Raw genomic sequence first — 11,875 nt, 5'->3', positions numbered from 1 at the left:
CCGGCCGGGGCGGCTAGCTGGGCAGCCGGGCCCACGGCTTTGATGCGGTCGTTTTCAACCAGCACGGCCCAGCCTTCGTGGCGTTCCTGGCCATCGAACACGGCGGCCGGGCGCAACAGGGTGGCGGTAGGGGCAGCGGAACCGGCCGGCTGGGCATGGCTGGCGAAAATGCCGCCCATGAATAGCAGCGCACTGCCCAACAAGCGGCTTGAAATCCGGCGCAAGGCGGGCCGGCCAGCAGGCACAGAAAGATATTTCATAAATACAGCACGCCCGCTGAGTTACGGCCGCTGGCGCGGGCCGAAGCTACTACGCGGCAGCAGTTTCGGCCCGGGTCTCTCGCGACGCTGCTGCCGGGCAGGTTATTCGGCCAGCCACTGCAGCGCGCGGTACTCGCCGGGCCCGAAAAACAGGCGCAACAGGTCGTCGGCCATTTTAGGTCCGTTGGAGCTGTTGGTGAGGAAGACGAGGCTTTCGTTGGCACCGGGCAGCGTCATGTAAAAGCCTTTGAAGTTGCCGTTGTCACCCCACTGCCACTGGGCCAGCCCGCGGCTGGTGGTGGCCAGGCCCACGCCGCAGGCCCAGGCAATGAACGGGTCGGTGGCTGTAGTGGGCTGGCCGCAGCGTTGAGCCTCGTTGGCGGGCTGGCGCAGCAGCTGCGCGGTGACGGGCTTTAGGCCTTTACCCGTCATAATTGCTTGTAAAAACCGGCTGTAGTCGGCGGCCGTGCTGAGCAGGCTGAACGCACCGTAGCCCGCTGCGAAGTGTGAAATGGCTACTGGCTGGCTTTTGCCATCGTGGCCCGAAGCCGCATTCCCGACAAACTTCGTTTGCCACACAAAGCTGCTGTGCTTCATGCCCAAGGGCTTGAATACTTCCTCCCGGGCCAGTGTTTCGAAGGACTTACCGGTGAGGTGCTCCAGCGTTTTTTGCAGCAGCACGTAGCCTTCGCCCGAGTAGTTCCAGCAGCTGTCGGGCGCGTATTTCAGGTGCAGCGGCGTGGCGGCCCACTCAGGTGTGGTGGGGTTGGCGGCCCAGTTGGGCAGGCCGGTGGTGTGGCCCAGCACCATGCGCGCCGTGATTTTATCGGCCCGCGGGTCACCCTGCAGCCGTGGGTAGGCCGCGTAGGTTAGCAAGGGTTTATCAAGGTCGAGCACACCCTGGTCGACAAGGCGCAGCGCCACATAAGCCTCCACAGCTTTTCCCAGCGAGGCCGCCTCAAACGTGGTGGTAGCATCCACGGCCGCCGGCTGGCTGGCGGTGCGCTGGCCCAGCGCGTAGGTTTGCGCCCGGCCGCCGCGCGTGTATACCAGCTGCATGCCGGGCACGCCGGCTTTTTGCATCAGGGCCATGAGGGCGGCGGGGGTGGGGGCGGTTTGGGCAGAAGCGGCCGGGCCCAGTAGCAGCGCCAGCAACAGCAGAAACAAGGTTCTCATGATACCAAAGCAGCATCGGACGCCTGAATTGGCGGCTGCGCAGCCGTGGTGAAAGATGCGCCCGCCGCCGCCGCGGTTGCCTGCGCTCTCGGTTAAGCGACTGCTTATTTCCAGGCGTGCATGTCATTTATCGAAGTAAATGGGAAAAAATGAGCCTTTTGCGCTCCTGATTATCGTGAGTAGTTGGGAATACTAGCGCTAGTTGGTGGGAATGCCTTGGATTTTGTAGCCAGTGACTGGGAATATCTTCAAGCACAGACTAGAAAAATCAGGAGTAGTCATACAACTAGGCGGCCATCATTTTGAAAGGTATGGCTTTGTAAAAAAAAATAATTTGAAAAAATATTTAATGATTTTGTTTTGGGCTTTTACTCGATTATTTACAATTATTAAATTTTATTCAAAAGTAATTACGGAAAAGCACTCTTTGCTTTAGATAATACTCCTGTTGAGCATACATGATTTTAACTAATATTTTAGCTTGTACCTATATAGATACAAGCCTTTGAATCATAGATTCTTAGTATTGACATCTGCACAGGTATAATCTACATTGGCAAGAATTCTGGCAGCTGCGACTCGCCATGTCGCTGGATTGCCTATAATCAATGTAAGGGAATGATGAAACCAGTGCGAAAAATAGGGATGACCTATCGGTCGCTAAGTGCCATCCAGCCATCTGGAAAAAACGGCACTTTGGTGCGTGCGGAATCTGCTCTGGAACGAGATGCCTGCTGCCTGCTTGAATTTGACCCAGCCGTGGTAGAGTATGTTGAGCAGCCCCTTACAATTCAGTACACAGAAGAGGGGCGCTCCCGGCGCTACACGCCCGACTTCTTTGTTCGCTACGCAGCAGGCAGGCCCGCGCGTTTAATTGAAATAAAATACGCGAAAGACCTACAAGCCTCTCAAGCCCTATTCGCGTCAAGATTTTTGGCCGCTCAACAGCACGCCGAGGCAGCAGGATGGCAGTTCCGCATCTGGACGGAGGTAGAAATTCAAACGCCCTACTTAAAAAATGCCAAGTTTCTGCTGCGGTTTCGTGCTCCTGTGCTCTTTGCACAGCCAGAACACTGCTTTCTCCTTTTAGAGTTGGTGGCCCGGTTGGAGCGCACTACTCCTGCAGAACTGCTACGTGTCGCTTCTGATAAACCAGAGAAGCAAGCCGTGTTATTACCGGTACTCTGGCACCTGGTCAGCACGGCTCAACTCGGCTGCGACTTATCGGTGGCGCTTACAACGCACAGTCCAATTTGGAGTCTCCATAACTCAATTTCATTTAGTCATGGTTAAGATAATACTGGAACCGGGCAACAGGTACTTGTATCGGACGCATCCTGTTCGTTTCAAGCGATTACTCGACCTAACGTTGGCGCTGGGTGAATACGAGGCTACCGGTGCCTTGGTGCAAATTCCTGTTGCCGACCTTCAGCCAATAGAAGAGCCGTCGGAAAATGTGCTGCCATTCGATGACGTGTTGAGCGTGCCGACACAAGCGTGGGCCAAGGCCCAGCGTCGACTGTCCATCCTTCAACCCATTCTCGCGGCGCGGGGCGATTCGGCCGTATTCATTGGGGTTTGTGAAGCCCATCAATTAGGGAAATCGACCATCTACCGCTGGTTGAAAGCGTACGATGAAGCGGGTTCCGTACAAGCGCTGGTTGAGTTGCCCCGCACCGGAGGCAAAGGCAAAAATCGGTTGGACGATGCCCGGACGGCCATCATCGACGAGGTAATAGCCACCCACTACTTGACTCGGCAGAAAAAAACGGCGAGCGAAATTGTGCTAGAAGTTCGGCGGCTGTGCCGACGGGCAAAACTGCAACTACCGGCCGACTCCACGGTTCGGCGCCGCATTCACCAGTTAGACCAGGAAGAAACGATGCGCCGCCGCCTAGGCAGTAAAGCCGCCCGCGACCGTTTCAGGCCCCAACAAGGCGAGTATCCCGATGCCGATTATCCGCTCCAGGTAGTGCAACTGGACCACACCCCGGTGGACATTATCCTGGTTGACGAAATCTTCCGCCAGCCACTAGGGCGACCTTACCTGACCATGGCCATCGACGTGTACTCGCGGATGGTGGTGGGAATGTATTTGTCGTACGACCCGCCGGGCACTATTGGAACGGGTTTGTGCATGGCCCATATGTTACTGCCTAAAGAGCAATGGCTAAAAAAAAAGGTGAAAGTGGAGGGACTGTGGCCCTGCTGGGGGGTGCCGGGGGCGCTGCATTTAGACAACGCCCGGGAGTTTCGAGGCGAGATGATGCAGCGGGCTTGCGAAAAATACGGCATTCGTCTAGAATACCGCCCCGTCAAAACGCCTGATTACGGGGGGCACATTGAACGGCTGATGGGCATCTGCATGAAGAAAGTGCATACGCTGCCCGGTACAACGTTTTCGAACCCGCAGCAGCGTGGCGCATATGACTCAGAAAAAATGGCCGCCCTCACCATCCGCGAGTTTGAGCAGTGGTTAACGACGTACATCGTCGATGTTTACCACAAGCGGGTGCACGGCAAAACCCATCAGATTCCTTACCAGTGCTTTGAAGAAGGCATTATGGGAACGCCCGACCAACCGGGCACCGGCCAGCCCGAGCGCCTTTACGATGAAGAGCAGGTGCGCATCGACTTTCTGCCATCTACCCGGCGCACGGTGCAGCAGAAGGGCGTGCAAATAGGCTACATCTACTATTACGCTGACGTACTGAGCGGCTACATCAATCGAGTAGAGCCGGGCAGCGGCGAAAATGGCAGCAAACAACTGTTAACATTTAAATACGACCCACGCGACATCAGCGTCCTCCACCTTTTGGAGCCTGGCACTAATTATTATCACCGCGTGCCCTATCGCACGACCTCCCGGCCGAGTATTTCGGTTTGGGAGCACCGGGCCGCTATTCGGGAACTGCGGCGGCAGGGCATGAAAAAATTGGACGAGGATGCCATTTTCGACGCGTGCGACCGAATGCGCGACATCGAGTTAAGCGCAGTGGCGCGAACGAAGAGCATGAAGAAGGGTATCCATCGAGTGTTGCGCAGCCTGACGCCGGAGGAAGTAGTGTTGCGGTTGCAAACGGAGCCAGCGCCAAAGGTGATGCCGGTTGAGCCCCAACAACTCCCTTCGGCCATCATGCCCCTTTCAATAGAGGGCCTTCAAGCTTTCGATGACTCTTCACTGTACGAACAATGAACGCATCGCACCTCCACCCGGATGTAGCCAAGCAGTTGGAACTGCCCAAAGCCGAACGGCAAAAGGCCGTTGGTGCGATGAAATGGATTCCGTACACCCGGGCCCGTCACGTCATGCAGCTAATGCACGACTTGCTGGACCATCCCCCTTGTTACCGGATGCCGAACCTATTGTTGGCGGGAGATACGGGCAATGGCAAGACCCACATTATTCGGCGATTTGCGGACGAACACCCGTTTTACACCCGCGAATCGGATGGACACCTGATTGCACCGGTCATCTACCTGCAAATGCCGGCCGATGCGGATGAGCGAAGCTTTTATCACAAACTGCTGGACCTGACGGGCACCCCTTACCGAGCCGCCGACCGGGTTGACCGCAAGCAAAGTCAAGTCATTAATACGTTGCGGCGCCTGGAAACCCGGCTGTTCATTGTGGACGAGATTCAGCACATCTTGGCGGGCAACCGGCTCAAGCAGCGTCAGTTTCTGAATGTGCTCAAGTATTTATCGAATGAGTTGATGCTACCATTGGTGGGGGCCGGGATTAAGACGGCATTTAATGCCATTAAGCACGATGAGCAGCTATACCAGCGCTTTGACTCGATAACCCTGCCGTTATGGGAAATGGATGAGGAGTACCTGCGCCTGCTCTTGAGCTTTGAGCGCCTCATCCCGTTGAAGCTGCCGTCAAATTTGGGGGAGGAGAAATTGGCCAGCACACTGCTCACCATGAGCAAAGGCAATATTGGCGTGTTGGCTAAGGTTTTACAGAAAGCAGCCATTCAAGCCATCCGCAACCGGCAGGAATGCATCAGCGTGGCCTTGCTGGAGAAGCTGGATTGGCTCTCAGGGTTCGAATAGACCAGTTATTGAACGCTTACCCCAGACGAGTCATGAACAATACCAGCCGTTTGCCGTGCGCCACCCGGCCCCAACCGGATGAGCTTCTGTCCAGCTGGCTGACGCGCCTGGCCCACGACCACCTGCTGAAAACGCACACGTTCAGCAAGATACTCTTTCCGGGGGCGCATGTGTGGAATACGGACCTGGACCGAAGCGCCCCGGACAGCATGTTGCGCACACTGGCCATCCGCACGGGCGTGCCGTTGGCAATGATTGAGCACACGGTGTTGCGCCGATACGAGCGGTGCCTGCACATGCGTGCCACATCGGGCAGCATGGCCAATGGCATTTTGCCCTTGGGCATCTACCACCGCACCCGGCGATATTATGGTTTGCTCTTCTGCCCGCAGTGCTTGCGAGGCGATGGCAATGCCCCGTACTTCCGCACCTACTGGCGCCTGTTTGTGATGTATGCCTGCACCCGATGCGGCGTTTACTTGCAGGACCGCTGTCCGGGGTGTGAGCGACCCGTCATTTTTTTTCGGGTTGAACTGGGCCGTAAATCAGCACTGGCCGACAAGCCCATCTCCTGCTGTTTTCATTGCGGCTTGAACTTGGCCCACGCGCCAGCAAAGCCTGCGCCACCTGCCGTGTTGGCCAACCAAGCGGAGTTGGAGCGCATCTTGTACGAAGGGTGGAACGAGCAGGTGTTTTATCCGCAATTCTATTTCGTTGTATTGCATCAAATCATCAAGCAGCTAATCAACGCCCGCCCGGCCAGCATGGCGCTTCAACAGGCCATAGACACCGAAACGGGCTGGAATCCAACGCAAGAAGATGCTTCTGTGCGTAAGAAGAAAATGCCGATTGGATTATTGCCTTTGCAAGTCCGAATTGGTGTGATACAACAGGCACAATGGCTACTGACGGACTGGCCCTACCGTTTTGTACAGGTCACCAAGCGGTACAAGGTTACGAGTACACCCTTTTTGTATGCTATGCCAGATGCTCCCTTCTGGTATCATCGCGTTGTAATAGAAAATCTATATGTTAGTAACGGAAAATAAACGCTGAGCGCTAATAATTCAGCGCAGAATTGTAGCTATACGCGGCAGGGTCGGGCTGGCTTTACTGAGGGCAGGGTTGTCAATTTCCACGCATCGGCGCTGAGCGCCTACTGGAGGTGGCGCGTGTCACACATGACATAGATAGGCACGGGGTTATTTTCCATAGTGGGCGTCAGCGCTAGAGCCAACTGGTGGTAGGTCCCAACTATACGTTCCGAGCGAACTAATGAGGCGCTCCAACTCGAATAAGTACGACAGCTGGCTGAGAGGCTGGCGGCCAGTGACTTCCGAAAGGTGGTAGCATGACAGTACCGGGTGAATAATCGCGCTAGCCCGGCACTGGTACCTCACCCATCAATTCTTATCAGCTTCACTGACCTCGATGCATGCAATGGCTAGGAATAAGATGGCAGCAACTTTCTGCCCGCTTTCATGCACTAACTGTGTTTCCAGATTCTCGCCAGATTCGCCGGCTACGTTTGCTCAATGCCATTGCTGAATGTGGTTAGACGCATTCCCGTCCTGAGTCTTAGGTGGACCATGCGCAGGTGGCCAGTGCCACACACGGAAACATTCCCTATCTAATTGCATGAAAAACCTGCTGATTTTTGCCTTATTCGCATGCTCTCGCGGGGCTGCACAAGCCCAACAGCCCATTCCCTACCACCTGCTCAATACCATCACCATCGGCGGTGAGGGCGGCTGGGACTACCTCACCGTGGACCCGGCCGGCGAGCGGCTCTACGTGTCACACGGTACGCAGGTAGAAGTGGTGGACTTGAAAACCCGCAAGCTCATCGGCACCATCCCGAACACGCCCGGTGTGCACGGCATCGAAGTGGTACCCGGCGCCGGACGCGGCTACATCACCTGCGGGCGCAGCAATACCTGCGTGGTGTTCGACCTGAAAACCCTGAAGCCCATCGGCGCGCCCATCCCCACAGGTCCCAAGCCGGATGCGCTGTTCTACGACGCTTTCTCGAAGCGCGTGTTCCTCTTCAGCAACGACGGTGGCAAAAGCACCGTGCTCGATGCGGCCACCGGTGCCGAGCTGGGCACGGCCGAGCTGGGCGGAGACGTGGAAGCCCCGGCCACCGACGGCCGTGGCACCCTCTTCGTCAACCTGGAGGACAAGGGCGAGGTCATCGCCTTCGATGCCCAAACCCTGGCCGTGAAAAAGCGCAGCTCCCTAGCCCCTGGCGAAGAGCCCACCGGCCTGGGCTACGACCCCAAAGCCAGCCGCCTGTTCAGCGCCTGCGCCAACGAAAAACTGGTGGTAACAGATAGCCAAACCGGAAAGCAGGTGGCCGTATTGCCCATCGGCAAGGGCGCCGACGGCGCCGTATTCGACCCCATCACGGGCAACATCATCACCTCGAACGGGGCCTCAGGCACGTTCACAGTCATCCACCAGGACTCGCCCACGAAATACCGCGTGGTGGGCAACATGCCAACGGCGCGCGGGGCCCGTACCCTGACGCTGGACCCCCAAACCCACCACCTTTTCACCTGCACGGCCGACTACGGCCCCACGCCGGCCCCCACGGCGGAGAACCCGCGTCCCAGGCCGAGCATCGTGCCCGGCACGTTTCGGGTGCTGGAATACGGCCGCTAAGTCGATTGGCATTGTCACAATACCTTATCTGATATGTGGTGGATATATGCCCTGCTGTCGGCCGTTTTCGCGGCACTTACTGCCGTGTTGGCCAAAATCGGTATCCGGGGCGTCGACTCGAATCTGGCCACGGCCTTGCGCACGGTTGTGATTCTGGTGCTGGCCTGGGGTATCGTGTACGTCCGGGGCGGCCTGGAACAGTTGGGCTCGCTCACGCGCACCAACTGGCTATTTATCGGGCTTTCGGGGCTGGCCACGGGACTATCCTGGGTATTCTATTTCCGGGCCCTGCAGCTGGGCAAGGTGTCGCAGGTGGCCCCCGTCGACAAGCTCAGCGTGGCCATCGCCATCGGGCTGTCGGTGGTGTTCCTGGGCGAGAAGCTGACGTGGCACACCGGCCTGGGCGCGGCCCTGATTATTGGCGGCACTCTGGTGCTGATTTGGGAGTAATCGGGGCCGTTGGTCGATGAATCAGGCGGGCCTGTCGGGATGATGGCTACTACAGACCATTAACAGAATTGTGCATTTTGTTTGGTACAGTTTTTTCATCGCCGCTTCTTCTTGCCTTTTCGCTCTGAATCATGAAAACCTACCTGCTTTTCCTCGGCCTGTCGCTGGTCGGCACCCCAACGATATACGCCCAACAAACGGCGGTGCCGCCCGTCGTTTTGCAAGCATTCGTGGCGCGTTTCCCTACAGCACAACCCGCGGCTTGGCGCCGGGAGATGCAGCCGGTCCGGCCATCATACGAGTATGAAACGCATGGTGACTTCAAGGCTCGCGAAGCCTTTTCGGCGCAGGAAGTGTACGAGGCCACCTTTCAGCTGGATGGCCGGAAGACGTCGGTGGTGATTACGCCCGCCGGGCTAATCCAGGAAACGGAGACGGATTTGGCCATTCAAGCGATGCCAGCCGCCGTGCGTGCTGCGTTGGCCCGCGACTTCGAGGCCTACCAAGTGCAGGAGGCCGCCACCATCGTGCGGGCCGACGGTAGCACCGTGTACGAGGCCGAAGTAGCGCAAGCCGGCCGGACTCAGGACGTGCTGTTCACCGCCGACGGCCGGCAAGCGCCTCAATAAGCAGCCCCGCTGCTGCGACCAGATGCCCACGCGGTACCGCTTCTCCCTGCCCGGTGGAAGCTGGCCATCGATTGCCGGTTGCGAGGTGGTGAGACATTTGGACGCCGAGCCAACAGCGGTTGTTTTCAAGGCCGAGCGAGTTGCTTTTTTGAGTGCGCAGATTCTTTACAGAATCATATTTTAATCTTGGGGAAAATAGGCGCCTCCAGGCGAGGCTTTCCCGACTTTATTTCTTACTACGTATCCCTAATGGAGTATTTCATTCTTTTCGCCGTCGCCTACCTGGCGGCCACGGTTTCGGCGTCCGTCGGATTTGGCGGGGCGCTGATTTTTCTGCCCATTCTGGCCAACATCGTGGGCATCAAGGAGGCCGTGCCGGTGCTGACGGTAGCGCAAATATTTGGCAATGCGTCGCGCTTCTGGTTTGGCCGGCACGAGCTGCAGTGGAAGCCGGTGCTGTACTTTCTGGCAGGCTCGCTGCCCATGGCCATCCTGTCGAGCAGCCTGTACTCAGGCATGAAGGCCGACTGGATATTCAAGTTGGTGGGTGGCTTTCTGGTGCTGGTCGTGATTTATCGCCACCTCAACGTGGCCAAGAAGGTGGACCTGGGCAACCCCGGCATGGTACTCGGCGGCGCGCTCACGGGCTTCCTTTCGGGCCTGACGGGCAGCGCCGGGCCCACCGGAGCGCTGTTCTTCCTGGGCCTGAACCTGCCGCCGGTAGCCTACGTGGCCAGCGACGCCTTTGCCTCGCTGGTACTGCACCTCACCAAAACCATTGTATACAGCAAGTACGCCCTCGTCACGACCAAAGGGCTGCTGGTGGGCACCTTCGCCGGCGTGGCCATGATTGGCGGCAGCTACACCGGCAAGCTACTGCTGAGCCGCATCTCGAAGGAGAAGTTTCTCCTGGTGGTCGAAGGCCTGATTGTGGTCTTCGGGCTGCAGATGATGTTCGTGGCGTAGCGCGCAGGGCTCCCCACAGGTAAATACTTCAGGCCTATAAGCTGCCAATCAGAAGCATCTTGCCGGGCTCCGGCCAAAACCACCGGTAGCAGACAGGCTAAGGATTTGTATCAATGGCTGGCCACGTTGGCACTTGCTGGAACCGTTGCCGGATTTTAGGGAAAAGGCCGCTCCCTACCTTTGGGTTCTCTCTCGATAAAACAGCAGTTAGCACATGCGAAAACATTGGTGGAAGGCCGCAACCGTCCTAATCCTGCTTTATGTGTTCTGGGCAGGCTTGATGAATCCAGTTCCAAGGCTGCCTCTTTTGCATGAGGCCATTCGCAACACCTTCTTCCATCCGCCCTTGTGGATTGCGATGGTTATCCTGTTGTTTTCTTCCGCCTGTTTTGCCATTCGTTATTTGCGAAAGGGAAAGGCAGATGACGACCTTATATCGGTGGAACTCGCCAACACGGCCCTTTTATTCGGCGTTTTAGGCTGCCTCACGGGTTCTGCCTGGGCCTACTTTACGTGGGGGGCGCTCTGGCCCAACGACCCCAAAACCAATGGGGTAAGCGTCGGCATGCTGATTTACTTGGCCTATTTTGTGTTGCGCGGCTCGATGAATGATGCCATGAGCAAGGCCCGCATTTCGGCCATCTACAACATCTTTGCTTTCTCCGTTTTCATTCCCCTTATTATCATTCTACCGCGTCTAACTGATTCACTGCATCCTGGAAATGGGGGCAACCCGGGATTCAATCAATATGATGCCGACAGTTCTATCAAAATGATTATTCGCCCCGCTTTCGTCGGCTTCACACTGCTGGGCTTTTGGATTACTCAACTTCGAGTCAGAATCCGCCGATTGGAAATGCATTACGAGGAGCAGGACGATATTGGTGATACTCATACCGATAATCCAGTAACGGACACTTTCGTAACCAAAGACTTAAAGCAAACGACATGAGCTTGGCATCGCTTTCATTGACAGATTTTCTCCGCTCCGATGGCAAATTGTGGGTGGTGATGCTGGTTGTAGGAATTGTTTTGTCGGGATGGCTTTTTTACATCCTTCGCATCGGTAGTCGGGTTCGCAAGTTAGAAAAGCGGAACAAGCGCTAAATGGGGTAAATTGCCCATAATCCGTACTTACATTGTGAGTAGTACCAGGTTGATTAAGGTGGCTATTTCATCTGCTTTTGCGAAGAATGGTCGGCTTGGTTCAGTGCGATGCAAAGAGGGCAACGGGGACGGGTTTCGTCGATAGTGGCGGGCTCATAATACTGCCACTCGCCGCTGCGCTTCACTTCCTGCCCTTCGGGGCACTGGTCGTTGTCGTGGAAAGGGTAGCGCTCGGGCTCCGGCGCGGGTGCCATGAGCCCGGTGACGTGAAAGGTGTGACGGAAGAAGGGAGGCGTTTGCATTTCGTTGGTAAGTGAAGCGGACCGGCAAGCTACCGGCCAATTCTGTGCAGAATCAGGTCGGCCGCTTGTTAGGCGGCAACAGCACGTACACGCCCGTGACCCAGCCCAGCGAGGCTATCCAGCCCGAGAGCACGTCGCTGGGGTAATGCACGCCCAGGTACACGCGCGAAAAGCCCACGCCCAGCACGAACACCGCCCCCGGCAGCCATACCCGCCAGCGCCGACGGGCCAGCAGCAGGCTCAGCGCCAGCACCACGGCGGC

General features: G+C 56.9%; 14 protein-coding genes. 10 read left to right on the top strand and 4 right to left on the bottom strand.

The window, feature by feature from the left end:
• Both ACYVDE_RS06380 and ACYVDE_RS06375 read right to left on the bottom strand, forming a co-directional pair.
• Nucleotides 1–179, bottom strand: a 179-nt coding sequence (locus tag ACYVDE_RS06380) for an imidazolonepropionase-like domain-containing protein (RefSeq protein WP_460500650.1), incomplete at its 3' end; no start/stop codon positions are given.
• A 183-nt stretch (nt 180–362) separates the two neighbouring features.
• Nucleotides 363–1,436, bottom strand: coding sequence for a serine hydrolase domain-containing protein (locus tag ACYVDE_RS06375; RefSeq protein WP_460500649.1), 1,074 nt, complete (start codon nt 1,434–1,436; stop codon nt 363–365).
• A 618-nt stretch (nt 1,437–2,054) separates the two neighbouring features.
• Between ACYVDE_RS06375 and ACYVDE_RS06370 the strand changes: the two genes are divergently transcribed.
• The 10 genes from ACYVDE_RS06370 (at nt 2,055) to ACYVDE_RS06325 (ending at nt 11,311) form a co-directional block, all read left to right on the top strand.
• A complete protein-coding gene (locus ACYVDE_RS06370; RefSeq protein WP_460500648.1) occupies nt 2,055–2,729 on the top strand; it encodes a TnsA endonuclease N-terminal domain-containing protein in 675 nt (224 codons plus the stop codon).
• A 76-nt stretch (nt 2,730–2,805) separates the two neighbouring features.
• On the top strand, nt 2,806–4,632 hold the full coding sequence (locus ACYVDE_RS06365; RefSeq protein WP_460500647.1) for a transposase: 1,827 nt from the start codon (nt 2,806–2,808) through the stop codon (nt 4,630–4,632).
• Entirely contained in the window at nt 4,629–5,495 is an 867-nt protein-coding gene (locus tag ACYVDE_RS06360) for a TniB family NTP-binding protein (RefSeq protein ID WP_460500646.1), read from the top strand. Before ACYVDE_RS06365 ends, ACYVDE_RS06360 begins: the two co-directional genes overlap by 4 nt.
• Nucleotides 5,496–5,527: 32 nt before the next feature.
• The gene (locus ACYVDE_RS06355) at nt 5,528–6,544 is read left to right on the top strand and encodes a TniQ family protein (protein ID WP_460500645.1); all 1,017 of its coding nucleotides are present in this window, start codon (nt 5,528–5,530) and stop codon (nt 6,542–6,544) included.
• Nucleotides 6,545–7,133: 589 nt separating this feature from the next.
• Nucleotides 7,134–8,159: a YncE family protein gene (locus ACYVDE_RS06350; RefSeq protein WP_460500643.1), complete on the top strand. Its 1,026-nt coding sequence runs from the start codon at nt 7,134–7,136 to the stop codon at nt 8,157–8,159.
• 33 nt (nt 8,160–8,192) lie between these two features.
• The gene (locus ACYVDE_RS06345; protein ID WP_196295214.1) at nt 8,193–8,609 is read left to right on the top strand and encodes an EamA family transporter; all 417 of its coding nucleotides are present in this window, start codon (nt 8,193–8,195) and stop codon (nt 8,607–8,609) included.
• Nucleotides 8,610–8,740: 131 nt separating this feature from the next.
• Nucleotides 8,741–9,238 (top strand): hypothetical protein, encoded by a 498-nt coding sequence (locus ACYVDE_RS06340; RefSeq protein ID WP_460500642.1) that lies wholly within the window; start codon nt 8,741–8,743, stop codon nt 9,236–9,238.
• Nucleotides 9,239–9,487: 249 nt separating this feature from the next.
• The gene (locus ACYVDE_RS06335; RefSeq protein ID WP_460500641.1) at nt 9,488–10,204 is read left to right on the top strand and encodes a sulfite exporter TauE/SafE family protein; all 717 of its coding nucleotides are present in this window, start codon (nt 9,488–9,490) and stop codon (nt 10,202–10,204) included.
• A 214-nt stretch (nt 10,205–10,418) separates the two neighbouring features.
• Nucleotides 10,419–11,156, top strand: coding sequence for a cytochrome c biogenesis protein CcsA (ccsA, locus tag ACYVDE_RS06330; protein ID WP_460500640.1), 738 nt, complete (start codon nt 10,419–10,421; stop codon nt 11,154–11,156).
• Nucleotides 11,153–11,311: a CcmD family protein gene (locus ACYVDE_RS06325; RefSeq protein ID WP_460500639.1), complete on the top strand. Its 159-nt coding sequence runs from the start codon at nt 11,153–11,155 to the stop codon at nt 11,309–11,311. The genes ccsA and ACYVDE_RS06325 overlap by 4 nt, the downstream gene beginning before the upstream one ends.
• A gap of 62 nt (nt 11,312–11,373) precedes the next feature.
• On the opposite strand, the gene ACYVDE_RS06320 is transcribed toward ACYVDE_RS06325, so the two are convergent.
• Both ACYVDE_RS06320 and ACYVDE_RS06315 read right to left on the bottom strand, forming a co-directional pair.
• Nucleotides 11,374–11,613 carry a hypothetical protein gene (locus ACYVDE_RS06320; protein ID WP_460500638.1) on the bottom strand — a complete coding sequence of 80 codons (240 nt, stop codon included), beginning with the start codon at nt 11,611–11,613 and terminating at the stop codon, nt 11,374–11,376.
• Nucleotides 11,614–11,665: 52 nt separating this feature from the next.
• A partial coding sequence (locus tag ACYVDE_RS06315) for a phosphatase PAP2 family protein (protein WP_460500637.1) occupies nt 11,666–11,875 on the bottom strand: 210 nt, incomplete at its 5' end.

This window comes from Hymenobacter agri, assembly GCF_054778495.1.
This window is presented reverse-complemented; position numbering and strand designations above follow the sequence as displayed.